Annotated in this window: 19 protein-coding genes; 4 read left to right on the forward strand and 15 right to left on the reverse strand. The window is 46.1% G+C overall.

Annotated elements, in window-relative coordinates; genetic code table 11:
- Positions 1 to 198: 198 nt before the first annotated feature.
- The 3 genes from BLU03_RS02295 to BLU03_RS02305 form a co-directional block, all read right to left on the reverse strand.
- Positions 199 to 3,540 (reverse strand): efflux RND transporter permease subunit, encoded by a 3,342-nt coding sequence (locus BLU03_RS02295; protein ID WP_093105277.1) that lies wholly within the window; start codon positions 3,538 to 3,540, stop codon positions 199 to 201.
- A gap of 302 nt (positions 3,541 to 3,842) precedes the next feature.
- Positions 3,843 to 5,246 (reverse strand): MFS transporter, encoded by a 1,404-nt coding sequence (locus BLU03_RS02300; RefSeq protein ID WP_093105279.1) that lies wholly within the window; start codon positions 5,244 to 5,246, stop codon positions 3,843 to 3,845.
- 178 nt (positions 5,247 to 5,424) lie between these two features.
- Positions 5,425 to 7,029: a M20/M25/M40 family metallo-hydrolase gene (locus BLU03_RS02305; RefSeq protein WP_093105282.1), complete on the reverse strand. Its 1,605-nt coding sequence runs from the start codon at positions 7,027 to 7,029 to the stop codon at positions 5,425 to 5,427.
- A gap of 142 nt (positions 7,030 to 7,171) precedes the next feature.
- Between BLU03_RS02305 and BLU03_RS02310 the strand changes: the two genes are divergently transcribed.
- On the forward strand, positions 7,172 to 8,026 hold the full coding sequence (locus BLU03_RS02310) for a YitT family protein (protein WP_076569291.1): 855 nt from the start codon (positions 7,172 to 7,174) through the stop codon (positions 8,024 to 8,026).
- Between the two features lie 59 nt (positions 8,027 to 8,085).
- Here BLU03_RS02310 and BLU03_RS02315 read toward each other — a convergent pair whose 3' ends face one another.
- From BLU03_RS02315 to BLU03_RS02340, 6 genes are all read right to left on the reverse strand, one after another.
- Positions 8,086 to 8,523 (reverse strand): OsmC family protein, encoded by a 438-nt coding sequence (locus BLU03_RS02315; protein WP_008589900.1) that lies wholly within the window; start codon positions 8,521 to 8,523, stop codon positions 8,086 to 8,088.
- A gap of 135 nt (positions 8,524 to 8,658) precedes the next feature.
- Positions 8,659 to 9,708 (reverse strand): zinc-binding dehydrogenase, encoded by a 1,050-nt coding sequence (locus tag BLU03_RS02320; protein ID WP_093105287.1) that lies wholly within the window; start codon positions 9,706 to 9,708, stop codon positions 8,659 to 8,661.
- 47 nt (positions 9,709 to 9,755) lie between these two features.
- Positions 9,756 to 10,067: a hypothetical protein gene (locus BLU03_RS02325; RefSeq protein ID WP_093105290.1), complete on the reverse strand. Its 312-nt coding sequence runs from the start codon at positions 10,065 to 10,067 to the stop codon at positions 9,756 to 9,758.
- A gap of 126 nt (positions 10,068 to 10,193) precedes the next feature.
- Positions 10,194 to 12,146 carry a fructose-specific PTS transporter subunit EIIC gene (locus BLU03_RS02330; protein WP_093105293.1) on the reverse strand — a complete coding sequence of 651 codons (1,953 nt, stop codon included), beginning with the start codon at positions 12,144 to 12,146 and terminating at the stop codon, positions 10,194 to 10,196.
- A 96-nt stretch (positions 12,147 to 12,242) separates the two neighbouring features.
- Positions 12,243 to 14,147, reverse strand: a complete 1,905-nt coding sequence (locus tag BLU03_RS02335; protein WP_176765380.1) for a BglG family transcription antiterminator — start codon at positions 14,145 to 14,147, stop codon at positions 12,243 to 12,245.
- A 124-nt stretch (positions 14,148 to 14,271) separates the two neighbouring features.
- Positions 14,272 to 15,525: a YeeE/YedE family protein gene (locus tag BLU03_RS02340; RefSeq protein WP_076569280.1), complete on the reverse strand. Its 1,254-nt coding sequence runs from the start codon at positions 15,523 to 15,525 to the stop codon at positions 14,272 to 14,274.
- A 175-nt stretch (positions 15,526 to 15,700) separates the two neighbouring features.
- Here BLU03_RS02340 and BLU03_RS02345 point away from each other — a divergent pair, with 175 nt between their 5' ends.
- On the forward strand, positions 15,701 to 16,387 hold the full coding sequence (locus tag BLU03_RS02345) for a Crp/Fnr family transcriptional regulator (RefSeq protein WP_093105299.1): 687 nt from the start codon (positions 15,701 to 15,703) through the stop codon (positions 16,385 to 16,387).
- 8 nt (positions 16,388 to 16,395) lie between these two features.
- Here the strand turns inward: BLU03_RS02345 and BLU03_RS02350 are convergent, their stop codons facing one another.
- Positions 16,396 to 17,052 carry a haloacid dehalogenase type II gene (locus BLU03_RS02350; RefSeq protein ID WP_093105302.1) on the reverse strand — a complete coding sequence of 219 codons (657 nt, stop codon included), beginning with the start codon at positions 17,050 to 17,052 and terminating at the stop codon, positions 16,396 to 16,398.
- Between the two features lie 134 nt (positions 17,053 to 17,186).
- Between BLU03_RS02350 and BLU03_RS13505 the strand changes: the two genes are divergently transcribed.
- Positions 17,187 to 17,348 carry an AbrB/MazE/SpoVT family DNA-binding domain-containing protein gene (locus BLU03_RS13505; RefSeq protein ID WP_143023806.1) on the forward strand — a complete coding sequence of 54 codons (162 nt, stop codon included), beginning with the start codon at positions 17,187 to 17,189 and terminating at the stop codon, positions 17,346 to 17,348.
- A gap of 137 nt (positions 17,349 to 17,485) precedes the next feature.
- Here BLU03_RS13505 and BLU03_RS13575 read toward each other — a convergent pair whose 3' ends face one another.
- From BLU03_RS13575 to BLU03_RS02360, 3 genes are all read right to left on the reverse strand, one after another.
- On the reverse strand, positions 17,486 to 17,623 hold the full coding sequence (locus BLU03_RS13575; protein WP_176765381.1) for a hypothetical protein: 138 nt from the start codon (positions 17,621 to 17,623) through the stop codon (positions 17,486 to 17,488).
- A gap of 156 nt (positions 17,624 to 17,779) precedes the next feature.
- A complete protein-coding gene (locus BLU03_RS02355) occupies positions 17,780 to 18,667 on the reverse strand; it encodes a DMT family transporter (protein ID WP_093105305.1) in 888 nt (295 codons plus the stop codon).
- Positions 18,667 to 18,858, reverse strand: coding sequence for a YwbE family protein (locus tag BLU03_RS02360; RefSeq protein ID WP_076569271.1), 192 nt, complete (start codon positions 18,856 to 18,858; stop codon positions 18,667 to 18,669). Before BLU03_RS02360 ends, BLU03_RS02355 begins: the two co-directional genes overlap by 1 nt.
- Positions 18,859 to 18,947: 89 nt before the next feature.
- Between BLU03_RS02360 and BLU03_RS02365 the strand changes: the two genes are divergently transcribed.
- Complete coding sequence (locus BLU03_RS02365; protein ID WP_093105308.1) at positions 18,948 to 19,583, forward strand: NUDIX hydrolase; 636 nt, start codon at positions 18,948 to 18,950, stop codon at positions 19,581 to 19,583.
- A gap of 58 nt (positions 19,584 to 19,641) precedes the next feature.
- On the opposite strand, the gene BLU03_RS02370 is transcribed toward BLU03_RS02365, so the two are convergent.
- Positions 19,642 to 22,071 (reverse strand): heavy metal translocating P-type ATPase, encoded by a 2,430-nt coding sequence (locus BLU03_RS02370; RefSeq protein ID WP_093105311.1) that lies wholly within the window; start codon positions 22,069 to 22,071, stop codon positions 19,642 to 19,644.
- Positions 22,068 to 22,448: an ArsR/SmtB family transcription factor gene (locus BLU03_RS02375; RefSeq protein ID WP_076569263.1), complete on the reverse strand. Its 381-nt coding sequence runs from the start codon at positions 22,446 to 22,448 to the stop codon at positions 22,068 to 22,070. Before BLU03_RS02375 ends, BLU03_RS02370 begins: the two co-directional genes overlap by 4 nt.
- Positions 22,449 to 22,602: the final 154 nt, after the last annotated feature.

The raw sequence follows: 22,602 nt of genomic DNA on the forward strand, positions 1-22,602 counted from the left end.
GAAGGTCACTATTAAAACTTAAACGGTACCTTCCTCCAGTCCTCAGGGAAAGAACGTTCCCCTTCTCTTCCACTCTCCTCTGCTCCCCTGAACGGAAGAAATAGGGAGATATCAAATTTTTTCAGCTACAGAAAAAATGAGACCGGGCCACAGGACCCGGTCTCATCTGTACAAGTAAGATTCAAAAGACTCTTACGGTTATTTATCTTTGCGATTTTTATCTTTGTTCATCAATTCTTCAAGTGCTTCAAGAATTTCGTTTTTGGAGTATTTCTCCTCTTTTCCATTCTCCGAAGTATTATCCTCAGTGTCATTCTTTTCTTCAGATACAGGAAGTTGATCAGTAGTACGTTCCCCTTCCTCTTTATCTTCTCCTGAATTCAGGAAATGATCATTTGTGCTTTCTTTGCGTTCCTGATGATTTTCTTCAAGGAGATCACGTTTGTACACGACTCCCCCGTCCGGTGTCATATACTTCTTGTTCATATCACGCGTGGATTTATCAAAGAAAGTATAAATGACCGGGATGACGAACAGAGTGAGCAGAGTACTGCTTACAAGACCGCCGATAATGACGATCCCCATCGGCTGAATCGTCGCCGAACCTTCCCCTATACCAAGAGCAAGCGGAAAGACACCGAGAATCGTAGTAATACTGGTAATCAGGATCGGACGTGTCCGGTCTTTTACGCCGATGACCAGAGATTCTATGACATTCATTCCTCTGGCTCTCTGTTGATTGACGTAATCAACAAGTACGATTGCGTTATTGACTACAATACCCCCGAGCACCACTACACCTATGAGAGCCATAGCACTGATCGGTTTCTGGGTTACTGTAAGAGAGAGCATAACCCCGATAACGAGCAGCGGTACTGTAAACATGATGATAAATGGATGCTTGAATGATTCGAACTGAGCACTCATCACTAGATAGATGAAGACCAGCCCGAGTACGAATGCCAGGGTAACATCTGCAATCAGATCGTTCACCAGTTCCTGGTCACCCCCAACAACGAATTCAGCTTCCTCGGCCAATTCAATATCATCGATGGTAGATTCGACTACTTCTGAGACATCACTCAAATCATTCGACGGGTTGAACCTTACCGTAAAGTCGGCGCTCCGTACCTGATCGGCACGATTTATGACGCTTGGAGCCCCGCCTTCCTCAATATTTGCCACATCCGAAAGCTTGACATAGCCGCCCTGGCCGTCAGCGATCGTAATGTTTTTAAAGTTCTCCCGACTGTTCAATATATCCCCTTTATATTGAACGCTGATTTCATACGTATCATCAGAGTCCGTCGTTATAGATCCTGCATTTGTGCCACTTGTAGCGGAACGAATGGACTGCGCTACCTGAGCGGGAGCCATACCATTCTCTCTTGCTGCTTCTTTATCCACCGTAGCCTGCAGTTCCGTCACGGAGTCTTCTTCGGAACTTGTAACTTCTTCGATAATGCTGTCATCTTCCAATTCATTAATCAGTTCCTTGCTCGTTTCTTTCAAACGGCTTACGTTCGGATCTTCAATAGTAAAGGAATACGTATTCGGTTCTCCTCCAAAACCTGAAGATGCGGCATTGGTCATCTTAATATCTGCGGAGTCATCAGTCTCTTCTGCTGTTCCTTCGAATTCGCTGATGAACTCCGCAGTGGACATATCCCGTTTCCCCTGATCTTTCAAAGAGACGAATATTTCAGCTATATTACTTTCCGAACCGCCTCCCATGCTCGCGCCCTGGGCGGTTGCTCCAATCGTGCTCATATAGTTAGCAACTATTCCTTCATTAGCCAGTTCATCTTCGATTTTCTTAACCGTCTCTTCTGTACGGCTGAGACTTGTTCCTTCTTCATGCTCCACTTTTATCATGGCCATGCCTTCATCGTTGGTAGGAAGGAATTCCACTCCTGTAGTTGTAAGACCAAGTGCTCCGACAATAAGAGTGGCGGCAGTGATAAGCAGAACAAGAGCTCTTCGTTTCAAAGACCAACGGGAGGCTTTTTCAATTCCTCTCATAAAGCGCGAATTCTTCCGTTTGTCTTCTTCTATGACTCTCGGAGCTTTCAGAATACGGCTTGCAATCATCGGTACTACCGTCAGTGCAACGAACAGGGAAGCGAACAGACTGAACGAAACAGCTATGGAAAGCGGAGCAAACAAGTCACCGGCTATTCCTGAAATGAACACTACCGGCAGGAATATAGAGACGGTAGTCAATGTCGAAGCGGTGATAGCCCCGGCTACTTCCCGCGTCCCTTCAGACGCTGCTTCCTTCGGTGTTTTACCCATCGCCAGATGACGATAAATATTTTCCACGACGACGATGGCATTATCAACCAGCATACCTATACCGAGAGCAAGACCCCCGAGCGTCATCATGTTAAGACTGATATTCGTAAAGAAAAACAGTGCAAACGTCACTATAATGGAAAACGGTATGGCGATACCTATGATCAGTGGCGTTTTCAAGTTACGGAGAAAAGCGAACAGTACGAGCATAGCCAGAATACCACCACTTACAAGTGCGGTGATTACACTATTGATCGAAGCCTGCACGAACTCTCCCTCGTCATAAATACTGACGACCTGAAGATCGGAGTATTCATCTTCTTTCAAAAGCGTATCAATTTCATCATTAACTGCAGTAGAAAGTTGGGCCGTGTTGGCATCTGATTCCTGTGTAACTTCGAACTGAATCGCAGGTTTCTCGTCGACCCGTGTGATGACGTTCTGTTCTTCAGGACTCAAGGATACGTCCGCGACGTCATCAAGCACTACGTTTCCACCGTCCCCGTTCTGTCCTACGGTTATCTGTCGCAGTTCGTCGGTGGAAGTCAGTTCACTCAGTACTCTTGTAGAGATAGTCTCCTGCTTGTCTTCATTTACAATTACGCCCCCTGGCACCGTAGCCTGTTGAGAACGTATAGCCTGCACAACGGCATCCTGATTAAGCGTGTTATCCTGTAACGCCTGCTGATCCAGCCTTACCTGGAACTGCTCAGTTACCGTGCCTGTTTCAGAAACATCAGCGACACCATCCACTCTTGAAAGTTCCTGATTCAGGTCAGCTGCCGAATCCTGGAAATCGATCACTTCATCTCCGCCCGAAGATACGGCGAGCTGCATACTCGGAAGTGCGGACGGATCGAATTTAAGAAATGTAGGAGACCCGGCTTCCTCAGGGAGATCCGCCTGGTTCATGGTAGATACGATTTCCGTTTCTATATCGTCAAGGTTTGTCCCTGACGAAAATTCCATAATAAGTATGGCAGCCCCCTCCATGGACTGTGACGTTAAACTTTCAAGTCCTGAGGTGTCTGAAAGTTCCCCTTCCAGTTCTTTCGTTACATCACTCAGCACCTCCTCAGGTCCTGCCCCTGGGTAACTTGCTGTAACTGCCGCCGCAGGTGCCTCCACGTCAGGGAAAAGCTTGATTGGCAGTCGTGACAGGGAGACCGCCCCAAGTATCAGTAGTACGAGCATAATGACGATAGTAAATTTCGGTCGCCTTATCGATAAGTTCCAAAGTTTCATATTGCACGTGCTCCTCTCGATCTTCTCATTTAAAAAGAAGATAATTTATTCCTCGGTTTTATGACTGTACAGTCATAAAATATAAATGACTGTCCGGTCATTTTCAAGGAATAACTCTTACTTCACGAAACGTTCACACAAAAGAGAATAATTTTTAATAACATAGGTTTCTTTAAGATAAAGATAACACTTTAAAGTTCCATAAACGATTTATCCGCCCGTAAAACTTTTCAATAAAAATAATTTGACCAATTAGTCATAAAAAAATCACAATCGACTGTGAAGTCAACTGTGATTCTTTATCACTTTTCTTTTTTCTCTTCGGCTGCCTGCTTTTTCTCTTCAGCAGCTTTCTGTTCTTCTTCCTGGCTCTCTTTTTTAGCTTCTGCGGCTTCTTTTTTCGCTTCTGCCGCTTCTTTTGTTCCATCCTGCGAACTCTCGCCGTCTCCCGAGCGACTTTCCTTTTTCTCTTGGGCAGCCTCTTTCTTCTCTTCTTGAGCTTCTTTCTTCTCTTCCTGTGCCTCTTTCTTTTCTTCCTGTGCACTTTTCAGCTGATTATAACGCTGACGCTGACGGTATCCGTAAGCTGCAGAAAGAACGACTTCTTCATTTTCAAGAGCTGAACCGAGTGCGCCGATGATCGTAGCAATACTTGTAGCCGTCCACGCAATGTAAACATAGTTGACGTAGCCGACTTCAGTAGAGACCTGGGATTCCAGCATACCCATCGGAATCAGAACGACCACTGCGATAGAAAATAGTATAAATAGCAGACCATAATACATGAGTACTGTTAAAAACAGGGTCGAAATCGTAGCCAGGTTGTATAACTTCCTCAAATAGTTTTTGGTCGCCTTACGTTTCGACTCCCACAACTGGTGGGCAAGCGTTATCCACAGCACCATGGCCGCAATGGCTACGACGGACACCATGACCATGCGCCATATGCCATAATTGCTGCTCAACATCCACAATGTCGGAAAAACGAGGGCATAAGCTCCGGTAGCAAAAGCTACGACAATTAACTTCATAAAAGAAGGAAACATCGCCCAGGGCCGGTTCGCGCGAATCATTCCGGCCAGTATTCTCAGTGCTCCGACCCATTTCGATCTGACTGTGAACCGGACATCTATGTTCGACTCTTCTTCATCCGGAGTTTCCCTCTGGATGGGAGAGAGACGGTCAAGGAATCGTTTTCCGACAAGTCTCTTTGCGTCTTTATTTTTAAGTTCCTGGTGCTCCCCATAATCTTCCTGATCTTTCTGCTGAATACGTTTTTCGGCTTGTTCCCTATCCTCGTCGGACGTACCGTAGTACATTTCGTTGATAAGCTGCACCGTCGATTCACGTATACGTTTAATAAGGGGAGTGACCCCGAGAGCCGGTATACTTAACAGAGCAGTATTCTGTTCAACATAAGCTTCCGCCACGATCGCTTTCTTTCTTTTGAATAAAGGTAAATCCGTAAGGGATATAACGTAATCCCATTCATGCTCTTCTTTCTTATCGAAAGTAGCGCCAAGAATCTCCGATGAATTCTCGGTGGCCCCTGTGAGGGCATCAGTTTCATATTCCACTTCCCATTCGACCCGGTCGTCCACGTAGTAACTGAGCAGATCAGGAAGGGCGTGACTCAAACCTTCACTGATACGTTTGGCGTATCCTGGCGCTGTGATCAGCCCGACTCTGAATTTATTATTACTCATGATTTCTCCCCCCTTTTCTATTTATGATGACAATATTATTGAATATAACCGAATATCTTCTCTTTAAACCGTGAATTTTGCTCCTATGGTAACTTATTCCCTATTTTTTAGAGAAAAGCAGCCTGCAGGATGTGTGAGTTCGAGTAAAGTGATTGCACTGCCCGGGCCCCGGGTATCATCAGTCGCGTTCACTGATGTAATCGATAAGCGTTTCTAACAGCACGGGTATTTCTTGAAAAGCATTTTTCTTATGCAGTCGTTCCGTGCGTTTATGGGCGTCTTTTCCGTAAGGTCCCAGATTCATTACCGGCGCCCTCAGCTTCTCCATATCTTCAAACGGAATGGTATAACGCTCTCCCCACACAGGTGAGTTACGTTCAAATGCTTTCCATCCTTCCGTCTCCCCGTTGTAGTTCACATAGCTCAAGTCGGAGATGCCGTTAAAATAGTGTACTTGAGTAACAGTAAGATCAAAGGCCTCTTTTGCCTTCTGCTGAATTACGTCCACTGCTCCCATCACCACCGGGTCCTCTGACGAATTGACAGCAGGATAATAAGGAGTAGCGAAAAGAAGGATTATGACGGGTCCCAGTTCCTGGCAGTGCAAAATAAGCTTATCTACAATACGCACGGCCACTTCCCGGTCATCCTGTTCTTCTTTCTCCATCACTTCTTTAATGTATATCCGGACCATGTCTTTTCCGAGTTTTCTTTCGGCATAATGCAGAAGCTCCCGGTACTCCATGACTTCCACCTTCCCGAGCGGCTGTACGTCTTCCCGTCGGCACACTTCTTCATATGAGCTGTTGCAGGCTTCCGCTGCTTCTTCGGCAGTTTTCCGGAATAGTTCAAAAATATCCTTCGCCGAACGTTTGAACAGGAATGCATTGAACAGTACCTGAGCACGGTACGGTGTCTGAGTCGAGTATCCCGTGCCCATCAGATCTTTCTGACGTAAAGATATCGGTAACGGAGTGCTCTCTCCCATTTCCGTTTCACGAAATTCGGGACTCCATTCCATTTTCTGTGTTAAAAACGTCGCCATATAATTAGCAGTCAGACCGCTCATCGGATTCCCGACATGCGTTTCTTTTCCGTACAATAATGCTGCAGGCATGATTTTTCCGATAGAACCCGAATACATATAAAAATGTTCGTCTCCGAGCTCCTGAAAAGTAGGTTCGCTGTTCAGAAACAGAGTTATATCGAGGTCATACCGGTGTTGTATATCGCGGATGGCAGGTACTGCTTCTCTCATACCTGCAGAGTCTACTTCTTCATCCGGCACCGTCACGAGCAAAATGTTCACAGGCCATTGTTCTTCGCTTGCTCTGGCAATAATACTCATATGCAGAGTGAGCCCCATCTTCATGTCCATAACTCCGCGACCAAACAGATACTCTCCGGATTCAAGATCCTCCCTCGCTTCTTCCGGAAGTTCCTCTTTATAATCATGAAGAGTCTCCGTGAGCCGTTGGGGGTGAAAAGCCAGATTCTCCAGGTGACCGTAATCCTCCGTGTTCACCGTATCAAAGTGGCTGAGAAGGACGATAGTACGGCGGGATTTCCCTGATAAATACAAAGCATTGACCCCTTCACGACCGTCCGGCGTTTTGAAGAACGTCAGATTTTGACTGTTTTCCCGGAAGTAAGGAACGTTTGTCAGTTTATTCATCAGATGATGGGGGAATATCCTTTCCCCTTCCGTCCAGGAGCGACTTTGCCAGCTCACCAGTTCAGTAAGAAGCTGTTCGAGTTCTTCCGGTGTCTGCCATTGGGCCATACTGCAATTCCTCCTCTTTTTTCCAATATGTATCGTCTAATGTAGTGTAAATTAGAGAGAAAGGTTTGTAAACGAAGTCTTTCAACAGGAGAAGGCGATAATCCTCCGTTAACATTTGGATATATATAAGATATGATTGACCATGGAGGAGGTGTTCGCCGTGGAACGGAACATACGTGATCTATTAATACTTATCGCCGGCAGTTTTATACTTTCTATCGGCATCAACTATTTCGTCATACCGAACCAGCTTTCCGAAGGTGGAGTATTCGGTATCACCATCGTTACTTATTATCTGTTCGAATGGTCACCCGGTATCGTGAACTTCGTACTGAATACTACTCTCGTCGTTATAGGGTACCGATACTTCACGAAAAGAACTATCATTTATACAATTATCGCAATTATACTGAACTCCATATTCCTTATTATCACTGAAGGGTGGGGAGAGGCGATGGATGACCGCCTCCTCGCGGCTCTGTTTGCAGGACTGGCCGTGGGTCTCGGTATCGGCATGATTTTCCGGGCCGGCGGAACAACCGGTGGCACAACGATTCTTGCAAATATGATGAATAAGCTGCTCGGCACAAGTGTAGGATCGGCCATGCTCGGGCTTGATATTCTTGTTATTGCGGGAAGCGCATTCGTCATCGGCCGGGAAAGAGCTATGTATACTCTTATTTCCGTATATATCGGTGCTAAAATAATCGACATGCTTATCGAAGGTGCGGAAGAAAGAAGTGCCGTTATGATTATTTCCGAAAAAAACATAGAACTGCTTAACGCAATTCTTGTCCAGATGTCCCGGGGTGTAACCGTAATGGAAGCAGAAGGGGGTTATACCCGGGAGAACCGTGATATCCTTTATCTTGTCATCAACAAGCGGGAAATCGTCCAGCTGAGAAAGCTGGTGGAAGACATCGATGCCGATGCCTACGTAACGGTACACCGGGTGCAGGAAGTGTTTAGAAGTGGATATAAAGGCAGAAAAGCCTGAGGAATCTTACATTAAAAAAGTCCGGAGAGGCAAAATATCTCCGGACTTCATCTTTATTGTCAAGCTTTCACCCATTCAGGGATCATCTCTACGTCAGCCGCTTCCAGAGTGGTAAACACAGGACAGCGACGATCCACTTTCTCCTGAAGCTCCTTTACGCGTTCTTCTGTTTCACTCGTGTGTACTTTAGCATGAACGCTAACCTTTTTGAAATAAGGACGGATTCCTTCTTGTCCCATCATACCACGCGGGTCCATTTCTCCGTCGATTTCGAAATCTATCCCCTGAAGATCGAATTCCATTTCTTTTGCGACAAAATTGGCAATGGCGTTTTCACACCCTGCAAGCGAAGCGAGTAGTGTACCAAGCGGGTTGGCACCTTCGTCCGTACCCCCCATGTTCGCCGGCTCATCAATAACTACGTTATGCCCTTCCGACTCCGCTTTCGTATTCATACCTTTTGAGATTGCTGTAACCAATTCATGCTTCTCGGCCATGAAAAATCATCCTCCTGTTTTAGTAGTCATACCAGGTGCGCTGGTATAAATCAGACTTTATCACAGCTTCTATCCGGTGAACAAAAGACCACTCCGGAGGTGTAAGCCAGCTTACATCCGGTTGAATATCCTTCGCTATTTAATTTCGGCTGGAGGCAATAAAACTATCTTTCCAACCTTCCCTTTTTCTTTGAAATATTTCTGTGCGTCTCCTGCATGTTCCAAAGGAAAAGTTTTTTCTATTACCGGGCGGATTTTCCTTTCAGAAATAGCTTTAAGCATTTGTTCAAACTCTTGTCTCGTACCAAGAACCGAGCCGTACATGGTAATGTGTTTAAGGTAAAGGGTTCTAAAATCGAAATTGGTCTTCTGACCGCCGGCAGAACCTGATATACAGAATTTCCCGCCTTTCTTCAAAACTTCCAGAGATACATCAAATAAAGCATCCCCGACTACATCGAGAACAGCGTCCACAGGGCCGCCGTTTGCTTCAAGTATGTCCGTGGCAAGACTCTCTGATTTATAAGAAAATACAAAAGATGCCCCGAGTTCTTTCATTCTTTGCTCCGCATCCAGATCTCCAACGATAGCGATAACTTTGGCGCCGAACACATTGGCTGCAATCTGTACGTTCAATGAACCCACACCTCCGGTGGCCCCGGTCACGACTACCGTTTCTCCCGGTTTCGCCTGAATCTGATTTACCATATGCCACCCGGTCAACCCGCTTACAGTGAAAACAGAACTTTCAATATGGTCAGCAAGAGGCATATCGTAACAAAGGTGTGCCGGCCATACGACGTATTCCGCGTATCCCCCATCATATTCGGAACCTATAAATGACATATCGTCGGAGAAGTGTTCCTCCCCTTCTTCTCCTGAGGACGTAAATGGAAACAAAACGACGTTGCGCCCGTCCATTGACTGCGGAACGTCTGAACCGAGTGCTACGATCTCCCCGGTTATATCAGATCCTGGAATTCTCGGGAAGTCGACCCCTTCCGGACGCCAGCCGGATTCGCCTCCTGAACCATAAGCTCCTTCTCTCATCCAGATTTCCGTGTTATTTATTGCACAGGCTTTGATTTTCACTAAAACCTCCCCTTTTCCTGGTTCCGGAACGGGCACCTCCCTTACTTCCAATTTATCCACGTCTCCGTATCCTGTTACTTGTACTGCTTTCATCTTTTTCATCCTCTCTGTTAATTATATAGTGGCTTGTAATGAATGATTCAAAGGCCGAGTTCTTCATCAATCTTACGGATCATGAACTCCGTCGATTTTTTTGACGTTTCCAGCCAGGAAATCCTTTCTTCTTTCTCTTCTTTGATTTCCTGCAGCAGTTCAAGACTTTCCGACAAATCTGTTTTTACATCTTCCTCCATATCTTCTGCTGTCCACTTCCTCAATCTTTCTATCTGTATATCTCTCAGTTTCTGTTCTCTCCGGTATTCTTTTCTGAGTGTTTGTAACTCTCTGGTCGTATCATCCAGATCTCTTCTCAGTGTACGTTTCCAGTCTTCCAGATACTCTTTCGTTTCCATTACGGACATCCTCCTCCGGTATTCTGTTATCAGTTACTCAAGTCCTCCGCCATATACTGATTTTATCATTAACAAGAACCCCTCTGCCTGTACAGGGGGGTCTTGTCGCACTATGACGGTCGTGGGCTACCGGATAGTTCTCAGAAGTTCATAAGCTTCTTTATCCGATTCGGCTTTCAACAGCTGTTCCCGGTAGCTCTCATCCATCAGTTTTCTGGATAACATCTGCAGTATTTTCAAGTGATCTTCTCCTTCCCGACCTTTCGGAACGGCGATCATAAAAATAAGTTTTGCTTCTTCTCCATCGGCACTGTTCCAGTCGACACCGTTACTCTGCCTTCCAAACACTACGGCCGGCTCGTTTACTGCTTCGGATTTTCCGTGAGGGATGGCGATTCCCATGCCAAGACCGGTACTGCTCTGTTCTTCCCTGGCTATAATAGCTTCCCGGAATTCCGCCTTTGAACTCAACAACCCGGCTTTATCAAGCATATCGATCATTTCATCCACGACTGATTCCTTCTTCTCTCCTTTGAGAGAAATAGTTGCAAGTTCGGGAGTCATAATATCCTCCAGCTGATGAATCGGTTTGTTTTCATTCCGGCTGATTGTTGTTTCCTGTTCTCTGCTTCCGGTATCAGCTACTGTAATATCAGAAGATTCTTCTTCAGACATATCTGTTTCAACAGCTACATCTTTCTTCAGAAAGTTTATCAGCAGGGCTGTCACTATCGTACCTGCGATAATGGCTACAAAGAACATCAGTACGTTATTGACGGCTCCCAGTATGGCTACGATCGGCCCTCCATGAGCCACACGGTCTCCGACACCGGAAAGCATAGCTATTACGGAACCTGTCATCGATCCGGCAACGATACTCGGAATGACGCGGAGCGGATCCTGGGCTGCGAAAGGTATCGCTCCTTCTGTAATTCCGAAGAAACCCATGGTGAAGGACGCCTTGCCGGTCTCTCGTTCAGCCTGATGATATTTTTTCTTATTCATAAATGTTGCCAGTCCCATACCGAGCGGCGGGATGGCAATAGCCGCGGCGATAGGCCCCATTATTTCATAGTTCCCTTCACTGATCATTGCAGCTCCGAAAAGGAAGGCGACTTTGTTGAAAGGACCACCCATATCTACGGCAATCATGGCACCCAAAATCAGGGCTAGAACTATGGAACTTGCTCCCTGCATGCCTTCGAGCCACTGGGTCAGCCCTTCGAAAATGCCTGATACCGGTGCCCCGATGACAAGGATGAAAAGGACTCCGACAACCAGTGATGCAAGAATCGGGATGAAAATGATAGGCATGACAGGCTGTACAGATTTAGGAACTTTAATCTTTTTAATACCGAGCGCTACATACCCTGCGAGGAAACCGGCAAGGATACCACCGAGAAATCCTGCTCCCGCTTCACTTCCATAAAAACTTCCGTTCGCTGCAATGTACCCTCCGATCATACCAGGTGCAAGACCGGGACGGTCTGCAATACTTACAGCTATAAAGCCTGCAAGAATAGGGACCATAAAGCTGAATGAAGCCGCTCCGATATTTTCAATCTGTTTCCAGAAAGAATCCTCGGGCACCTGCAGTCCTCCCGGAGTCTGGTCACCTCCGAAGGCCAAAGCGATGGCAATCAGCAGTCCGCCCACCACGATAAACGGAATCATGTACGATACTCCGTTCATCAGATGTTTGTATACCGGGTTCTCTTTATCTTTCTTTTTCGCTTTCACTGTTTCCGCATCAGGCATCACGCCTTTGTATACGGGTACGTCACCTTCCATAACGCGTTCGATAAGATTCTTCGGCTCACGTATTCCTTTTTGTACACCGACCACTAATAGCGGCTTGCCTTCAAACCGTTCTTTCGATACTTCTTTATCACTGGCGATGATGATACCGTCTGCTTCAGCTATATCTTTCTTCGTCAATTCGTTTTCCACTCCGATGGAGCCCTGAGTTTCCACTTTGATATCTATGCCTAGTTCTTCTCCGGCTTTCTGGAGATTTTCAGCTGCCATATACGTATGCGCTATCCCGACAGGACATGCTGTGACCGCAAGTACCTTCATATCTTTTCCTCCTCTGATCGAGTTCTGTCTTAATTATAAATGCGCAAAACTAAAAAATAATCACTTCTTTTACCGGTACTGCGGCAAAGAAAGCGATTATTTTAATACATCTTCTACCATTTCGAATGTTGTTGCGTTCTTCAGCTGTTCCAGCAGATGCGTTTCTGCTCCCAGCCTGGAGATCATATTCATAAGCGGTTTCATACTTTCCCGGTCTTTATTGGAAATAGCCAGAAGAAAAACGACAGAGACCTTCTCTTTTCTCCATAACACCGGTTCTTTGAAAACTGCGAGAGAAACTGAAGATTGATAAACTTCTTCAGGCGGGGCGTGGGGGATGGCTATGCCATTCCCTATCTCTGTCGCAGACATCTTCTCCCTCATCACCGCCTTCGCAGGAAACTGTGACGATACCTTCCCTTTTTGAACCAGTTTTCTGCCCAGTTCTTCTATTAACTCATAGCGATGAACCGGGTCAATCCCCAATTCTATCTCCCCTTCTTCGAGCCAGGCGTTTATGGAAGGCGAATCTATCGGTCCTGTTTCCTTCACGTGAAGGAACCGGTCTATTTTTCTGCGATCCTCCGCCTTCAATAAAGGGGATATCACTACTACCGGAAGACGGGGCTCTTCAAGTTCCCTCGTAGATATAATGAAATCAACGTGATGATCAGTAATCATCCCCTCCAGTTCCCCCGTCCCTATACTTCCGACGACCTCCATATCCTGGTAGGATTGTTCAAGTTTCGCCTGCAAAAGATGAGACATTCCGATACCAAGTTCACAAACGATCACCACTTTTTTTCTGGCATCCCGCTTTTTGTTCAGTCTTTCCAACGAAGCCTGGAAATGCAGCACGAGATAGGCAGCTTCATCTTCCGGAACGGAAAGGGAGTGACGTTTATTCACTTCTTCCAGCGCCATGACAACCATACTGAACATATAAGGATACATATTTTTGATTTCCTCAAGCATCGGATTTCTGATGGTCAGACCATTGGCGACCCGGTGGACAGCAGAAGGGAGATGTACATGAAGCCCTTCCTCCAAAATGTCGTCCTGGGCGAAAGGCACCACAGTCATAATCTGCAGCTGATTTGTCAACTGTGCTCCAAGTTCATGTACCAGGCTGTCGATGTGCTCATCTTTTTGAAGCGAATCTCCTGCAGAATAGCTGAGTAGATGAAGAGTAAAGTACACTTTCTCTGACACCGGAAGAGACACCTTCAGTTGATCATTGATTCTTTCAGACAGCTCTTCTGTCATGGTATACTCCCGTGTCCCTCTCACCTGGACTACTTCATCATTTTTCATCAGGATTGCAGAGGACTGCCTGACCCTTTTTAGTATGATCAGAAGGTGAATCAAAAGGTTCTCCTGTTCATCCGAAGAAATTTTCCAATTCCACTCATCCATAAGGTCAGAGATCTTCTTATTGACGTATGTCACTTCGTGATCCGGGAATAACATCAGAAGCGAGCGGGGCGTGCCTGATTGCCGGGAGCTCAGTTCATATAAATGGGCAAGAGCATTCCTCCTGCTGAGTTCCTCCCCTGTGACAGTCACTCCACGTCGCTGCCTGGATATCAGTTCAATATTATAAGAGATAAGCCAGTCGGAAATAATGGACAAGTCTTTTTTGATTTCTTTCACAGAAACAAAAAATTCCCTGGTCAACCTGCTGACAGTCAGCGGATTCTTTTCCACTAACAAACGATAACCGATCTCCTGGCGCCGTTTTGTGTCTTTGTCGGAACCGGTGTGCAACAGCTTAAAAATACGTTCTCTTTCTTCTTCCCCGACTGACACCTGGACACCGGCTCCCGGCTTCCTGATCAGTTGTGCGCGGGAATGTGTTTCAAGAAACAGACCGACTTCTTTCAAATCATTGCGAATCGTCTTCTCCGAACAGCCAAGCTCACCTGCCAGAGCCTTTATATAAGTAAAATCACCCGATTGAAGTAACAATTTGTGTAATAGATCCATTTGCCTGTCGTTCATCTCGAACCAGCCTCCACTACTGACAGGGGTCCCTTCCATTTTATCCGAAACGGGTGGGGTGTCAACTTTCGATACATAAAAAAACTCCCCGGATATTGTTCCGGAGAGCCTTTCATCCAAAATCCTAACAGAATGTATCTTTCGGTTTCGGTACCGAAAGACCGAAGAATGGGCGCAGGAATAATGCGACGAATGTACCGGCAAGTGCCAGTATCCCCCATATATATCCGTGCAGACTGAAGGACGCAATACCGCCGAAATAAGCTCCGATATTACATCCGAATGCAAGACGCGCCCCGTACCCGAGCATAAGACCACCGATGACTGATGCCATGAAATTCCGCAGCGTAATTCGCGTAAACCGGAACAGACCGCCCGCAGCGGAAGCAAGAAATGCCCCGAGAATAACCCCCAGATTCAACACTGTAGTAGAATCTGCAAATATAGAGGACTGGAGCACTTCGGCGTTGGCCCCCTGCCAGTATCCCCAACTGCTTACATCAATACCGAAGAACATAGCCGCTTTTGACCCCCATAAGGCAAAAGCACTGGTTACGCCCCATGGAGATCCGCGCGTCATAAGCGTAAGGGCGTTAAGAACCGCAAGTATAATTGCAGCGGCGAACAATGGCCACGACCCTCTGAGGATACGCTTCCATCCTCCCGCTGAAGGTACAGGGGCCTGTTTAGGCGGACGTTTTTTCTTCTCCAACCAGAGAGTGATCAGTGCTACTAACCCGAATATTGCGAGAGACAGCACCCACGCCCCTCCGTAACCGAGTCCGGTCGAAGTCGCCAGGGAGACCGGTTCAAATGAAGGCATCTCTTCGGTCCAGAAAGGAAGATGATAAGCTCCGACGGTGGAACCTATAATGAAAAACAGAAGGGTGACAAACATAATCGACCTGCCGCCACCGACAGCGTAAAGTGTGCCCGAAGCACAGCCGCCACCGAGCTGCATTCCTATTCCGAACATAAAAGCCCCAACGAACAGACTCACTCCGACGGGAGATACATAACCTGATACTTCTCCTCCGAAAAAAGATACTCCAAAAGCGAGTATAGGAGCGAATAATGTAACGGCGACCGCAAGCATTACCATGTGGGACCTGAGCGCTTCCCCGTTTCCAACAGCCATTAGTTTACGGAAAGCGGAAGTGAAACCGAACCTTGCATGGAACAGTGTGTAGCCGAGTCCCAACCCGATAAGCAGAAGAATCGGCTGGGAAATCGCTTGAGTAGCAAAGAGATAAATGAGTAAAGCTGCACCCACTGCTGCACCCCCGGCTATAAGATTCGTTTGAGGACTGTCCAGTGCTCTTTTTTCCTTTTCTACAGGTTCTTTAACTTCTTCGACAGGCTGTACTTTTACGTTCATTTATAAAACACCCTTTGCTGATTAATTTACTTGGTTTTATTACTATAAAATATAACCGCTTATAAATCAAGGGATTGCCCCATTGTTCTCTGATCTTAAAGGTCTTCCTTTATCTGTTCCTGCATCATTCATGATAAAATAATGTATTATCTATTGCTGACAAAGGGAGCCTGTTATGAATAAATTACGTTTACTTTCGGAAATCAGCCTTTTCGAAGAAATGCCCGATAATAAATTAAAAGAAATAGACATGATCACACTAATGACCACGGTGAAAAAAGGTACATTAATCTACACGCCTGACACTCCTGTGGAAGTGCTTTATTTCCTGAAACAGGGACAAGTTCGTCTTTACCGGGTGAATGAGGAAGGTAAACAGTTCACTATAGATGTGCTCGTTGATGGAAACCTTTTCGGAGAGACTTCTTCTCTCAGTCTTTCGGACGACACCACTTATGCGGAAGCAATGACAGATTCCTATATCTGCGTCGTAAAGCAGGAAAATATGGAAGCATTTCTTGAAGACAACCCCGCTACCGCCCTTCGGCTTATCAGTCTATTAACCGAACGATTGAAAGAACTTCAGAATTTCTCCGAAAAAATGGCTCTTTCCGACGTGAAGCACAGACTCCTCTACCTTCTTCTTATCTTAAGCGAGAAGACCGGGCATCGTCAGGGCGAATGGCAGACAGTGGAAGCTGAGCTCACCCATAAAGACCTGGCCCACATGGTAGGATCGACAAGAGAAACAATTAGTTCCACTATAAGTACATTAAAAAAAGAAGGATATCTTCACGGGAAGACACCCTTCTCTGTGCATGCAGTGCAAGCTGAAGCCTTTCTGGCTAACAAACCTTTATGAATCTTAGCCTATTTCCACTCGAGCAGCCCTTTCAGGTCGTCGTACTCCACCTCAGGCTGGATATCGAATTCTTCTCTCTGAAGTCCTTTCCGGTTTATCCAGGCGGTATGGAACCCGTAACTTGAAGCGCCCGTAATGTCCCATGGGTTGGAAGACATAAAGAGAATCTCCTCCTTCTCGAGCCCGAGTTCCTGCTGAGCATAATAATAAGCTGCAGGAACCGGTTTGTACTGCTTAATACCGTCCGCACTCAACACCTCATCAATGTTACCGCTTATATCCGAACGACCCACAAGCGGGTCTATCATGCCGGGAGAGCCATTTGAAAAGACGACAAGCCTTTTGTCGTTCAGCTGTGACAGAATTTCTCCCACTTCTTCGAAAAGCTCCAGGTTCAGATATGCTTCCATTAAAGCTTGTTCCGATTCTTCTGTGAGCTGCGCTCCGTTCGCTTTGCAGGCGTATCTGAGAGATTCCCGCGTTATCTGGTCAAAGGGCTCGTACCGTTCCATCAACTGTCTTAAGAAAAAGTAATTCAGCTGTTTCTCCCTCCATGTTGTACTGATGGCATCCCCTTTTTCCGGGAACCATTTATTACACTCCTCTTTGACCGAATGCACGTCAAAGAGAGTACCATACGCGTCGAACACAAATGCTTTTACCATAATCGTTGCCTCCTTGAACAATCTCTTCCCGTACTTCCCTCGGGCAACGAAAAGAAAACATCAGAAAACACGACTACTTTTCACTGACCTGTTGTGTTACAATAACCAAAATAGATATCCGGGAGGGGTTTTCAGTGGCAGTAAGAAGGAAAGCATTTCCTCAGCAAGAAGGAGACGCAGGTATCGAACTTCCCAAAAACCTTGTGGAAAAAGCAGGATTCTCTGAAGAAGACGTTCTGGATATCGGCATTGAGAATGGAAAAATCGTTCTTAAGCCGAAGGAAAAAGAGCGTTAAGTACTGGAAAATCACCGCAGATCCCATCGCAATAAAGACGCTGGTTTGCTTGAGAATCATTCACAAGTACGCTATACTGGAAACAGATTATATTATGAGGGGAAGGAAGAGTTGTACCTCCTCCTTCCGGTTAGGTTTTATGAAGACTTTCGCTTGTCCGAGCGGAGGTCTTCTTCTTTTTTTGACCTTTTTCTGGATCGAATTCTTTTCCTGAAATCGACGAGCGCCGTTAACAGATTAATGATCGCAGCGGCCAAAAACACCCATTCCGTCATAACCCTCACCCCCTTTCTGAAAGGGGCTGTTTATATCATAACATAGCAGAGCCTGTATGAGAACACACGTTCTCATTATTAAGAAAATCCAACCTGAATTCACACCTTTTTTCTGCAATTGTCTGTTCCTGCTATTAAAGACATAAGTACCGCCTATTAGATTCTTCGTCTGGAAAGACGGTCTCCCTGCGTAGTAACAATAACACCCGCGATGACTGTAATTGCTCCGCCAACTTGAGTGAGAGTCACATCCTCGCCTAGCCACACAGACGCTCCGGTCATCGTAAATACCGGCAGCAGATTCAGAAATATAGAAGATTTGGAAGCTCCCACTTTATCGACCGCCGTATTATACATAGAAATCGCAAGGAACGACGGAAACACACCCAAATAGAAAATACCAGCTATATTACCTGTATCGAACACAGGAACACCGAGGATAATCCACTCCAGTATCACAACAGGCAAAAGTACCAATACTGAAAGGCCGCTCATCACGAGAAGAGCTCCGTAATTTGGAAAAAGCGGCATATACTGTTTTACAAAAATAGAATAAATCGCCCACGTAGCAATAGCTCCGATCATGATCGCATCGCCAATATTCCACTCTATGGCGGCTAGTTGATAGATGTTTCCGTCCATCACCACCCACATTGCCCCCAAAAGTGAAACGAATACTCCGAGCCACTGGATTTTGTATATCTTTTCTTTCAATATGTAAGCACTCAGAATAACTGTTACGACAGGTATAATCGTTTCAAGGACCGAGACGTTGGTTGAGGTCGTAAACTGGAGCGATGCATATATAAAGGTATTAAAAAAAGTAATACCGGTGAGAGTCATAATAAGAAAAGGCTTTTTGTACGTGAAAAAAGTTTCTTTATACTGACGGGCTGAGCGCAGACCGATAGGTAACAGAACAATAAAAGCGACGACAAGACGCAGGAAGGCTATAGTGTAGGGAGGAAGATCATTAATGGCTTTGCCGATTATAATATTCCCTGAAAACATTATTACTACGAGGATCAACAGAAAATAGGGCATCAGTGAATCTCCTTCACACGACCCACCTGGCCATCTTCAAGACGTACTTTGATACCGTGCGGATGCTCGGGAGACTTTGTAAGAATATCTTTCACTACTCCCTCGGTAAGTGCTCCGGAACGCTGATCTTTTTTCAACACGATAGATACTTTCTGACCTGCTTTTATATCTTTCCTCATATTTCCTGCCATATATATCACCCCTTTTCTATTCCACTTTAACACATTTCAGCTGCCTTGAATTCAAGAATTTGGTATACTGTAAATCAGAGGTGAAAGAAATGAAATTAGCATCCATTCGCGACAAACTTACAGGACACACCCCTCACTATATTGGACGGGCCAGGCCTGTCAACTTCTCAGTCCTCCTCCCTCTCGTAGAGAAAGAAAGTGAACTTCACGTCGTATTCGAAGTCCGGTCTTTTCATATGCGGCGTCAGCCGGGAGAGGTGTGTTTCCCCGGAGGGATGGCAGATGAGGAAGACGGCCATCTCAAAGATACTGCTATAAGAGAAACGTGTGAAGAACTCGGCACCCGGCCGGAAGAAGTTACAGATATATGGAAAATCGGCACTTTATTCTCTCCATTCGGTCCAAAAATTCATGCTTACGCAGGGTTTCTCAAGAGAGAAGAAAAGTTCACCGAGAACCCGGCCGAAGTTCATGAATCGTTTACCGTCCCTCTGTCATACTTCCTGAATAATGACCCGGTTGTACACTATATAGATATAGAGGTACGTCCAAGAGAGGGCTTTCCCCACGAAGATATTGCGAATGGGAAAACCTATGAGTGGCAGACAGTTCCTTATGAAGAGAACTTTTACTACTTTGAAGATAAAGTGATCTGGGGGCTCACCGCGCAGATTCTGAAAGATTTCGTTTCCATCATCAACGAAGATCGGGATAACACTATTTAAAGAGGCCATGAAAAAAATACCTCCCTGCCTACGCGGCGGGGAGGTTTTACTTGTCTCTTTATTTATTTCTGAGAAGTCTCATACTGTTCAATATAACAATCAGAGCCGCACCTGTATCACTCAGCACAGCCATCCACAATGTTAATATTCCAGGGAATATGAGGATGAGCGCTGCGGCTTTCGTCAGCAGAGAGAACCAGATATTCTGTTTGATTATATTCAATGCTTTCTTACTGAGACTAATCGTTTCAGGAAGTTTTTCAAGGTTGTCGGCCATCAGAACAATATCTGCCGTTTCCATGGCAGTGTCCGTACCGGCACCCCCCATAGCAATTCCTAGGTCAGCTGTCGCAAGAGCCGGGGCGTCGTTGATACCATCCCCGACCATGGCTACCTGTTTTCCTTCATTTTGAAGTTTCTGGATAGCTGTCACTTTATCTTCAGGCATAAGTTCCGCAAAATGACGGGTCACTCCGGCTTCTCCGGCGATATTCACTGCTGTACCTTCATTATCTCCGGTCAGCATCACCATATCTTTCATGCCATTTTTCTTCAGACGCTCTATCGCCCGTACCGTAACCTCGCGGATGGTATCTCTCACGGCTATGACTCCGCTGATACTCTCGCGCGTACCTACCAGGACAAGGGTATTTCCTTCTTCCTGAAGCCGGGAAATCTCATCCTGAACATTACGGAAGTCTGTATGCATATCTTCAAAAAGTTTCGGTTTCCCTACGAAAACCTCCCGGCCTTCAATGACACCTTTCGCTCCCTGACCGGCCATCGTCTGGAAATCTTCCCCTTCCTGCAATGTAATTCCTTTGCCTTTTGCGTACGTAAGAATCGCTTCTGCAATAGGGTGCGAGGACTGGGACTCTATAGTCGCAGCCTGTGAAATGAGCTCTTCCTCATTTCCACTGAAGACAACCGTTTTTGCCACTTTAGGCTTTCCTTCAGTAAGCGTTCCTGTTTTATCGAATGCTATTGATTTAACGGCTGCTGCCTTCTCAAGATACGTACCACCTTTAATAAGAACTCCTTGTTTTGCCGCATTTCCGATAGCCGAGACGATCGCTACCGGAGTAGAGATGACGAGTGCACACGGACAGGCTACCACTAATAGAGCCAGACCTTTGTAGACCCACTCGCCCCAGGTTCCAAAACCTGTCAGAGGAGGTACTACCATGACGAGAAGAGCCAGAATGAACACAACGGGAGTGTAAACAGCCGCGAACCGGTCGATCAATGCTTCCGTAGGAGCTTTTTTCTCCTGAGCTTCTTCCACCATATGGATGATTTTTGCAATCGCCGTATCTTCTGACAAAGTGCTCACTCGGATTTCGAGAGCCCCGTGTCCGTTAAGAGTACCTGCGTAAACGACATCCCCTATATCTTTATCGGAAGGGATGGATTCCCCTGTGATCGGAGCTTCGTTAATACTTGTCGTACCCGAAATCACTTTCCCGTCAATCGGTATCTTATCCCCGGGGCGGACGACGAGCACCTCTCCGACTCCCACGTCTCCAACATTTTTCTCTTCTAAGCCGTTTTCCGTTTTCACAAGAGCCTTGGCCGGCGTCAAATCCATCAGACTCCTTATAGAGTCTCTCGTTTTTTCCATGGAACGGTCCTGAAGAAGGTTGCCGACCGCAAACAGGAATACGACCATGGCTCCTTCGAACCACTCGCCGATGATGGCTGCTCCGATTGCAGCGGAGGCCATTAACACGTTCATATCGAGCGATTTGCTTCGAACGGCGTAGTAAGCTGATTTTACCGGTTTGAAACCTCCGGTGGCAATAGAAATTGCATACATCAGGGTAACCAGAATAGCCGGAACACCAGTAAACGAACCAATGAAGCCGAGCGCCAGAAAGACACCGGAAATGACGGTTACGAAACTTCCTTTCTTCCAGGCGGGTGTTTCTTCTTCAGGAACAGATTCCGGATAAGCTTCGAATCCGGACTTTTTCACTTCTTTCAAGATTTGTTCCTGCGTTAACCCGTGCAGGACCTGCATGTTACCGGTAGAAAAGTTCACCTGGACGTCCTCTACCGAAGAGAGACGGCCCATATGCTTTTCTATCGTCATAGCACAGGAACCGCAGTCCATTCCGGCTATCCGGTACGTCTCGTACCCGTGATCCTGCCGGGCCGGAACTGCTTCAAACCCCAATTTCTTAACATCGTCCGGAATTGTTTTATACACCGCGGGCTCGTATGCGCCCACCGCAAGCTTTCCGGTGCCGTAACTCACTGTGGCGGCTCGTATGCCGGGATTTTTATTTAAACTTTTTTCAACAGTTGCGGCACAGGATGGGCAGTCCATACCGCGGATATAAAATTCTCTCGTTTCACCTTTTTCGGATGAAGCAAACGGCGTTCCTGCAGAAGAAGCTTCTCTACCACTACAGCAGGCCGTACCTTCGGATACTTCCTCCTTTTTGCCTGAACAGCAGACGTCTTTTTCTTTTTCTTTCGTAATCATGAAGGAACCTCCTCTTCCGAATGGGCAAGCGCTATAGATACTAATTGCCTTACGTGTTCATCTCTTAGGGAGTAGAATACGAGCTTTCCTTCTTTTCTATGTTTGGCCAGATTCATTTTTTTCAACTGACGTAAATGATGAGAAGCGGTCGCCGTAGTACAGCCTATAATATTGGACACATCACAGACACATAATTCTTCTTCGAGCGTAAGAACATAGACGATTTTCACACGTCTCTCATCGGCAAGCGCCTTGAAAATCTGCTCGACACCGGAGATTCTTTCCACCCGGGGTTTGAGATCTGCTACGAGCTTTTCGTCGTAACAAAACGTCTCGCACGTATCATTCGTTCTTTTTTTTATAGCTTCCTCTGCCATTACAGCCACCTCATTCAAAAGTTGATTTGATTATACTATATTCTTTTCGGACACAAAATTCAACCATTCAATCAAATATATATTTGATTGAATGGCTTTAAGATTGACCGAATCAAAGAGTCATAAAAAAACAGCCCCTGAAATTCAGGGGCTG

Origin of the sequence: Salimicrobium album, from assembly GCF_900107115.1 — a bacterium.
Taxonomy (GTDB): Bacteria; Bacillota; Bacilli; order Bacillales; family Halobacillaceae; genus Salimicrobium; species Salimicrobium album.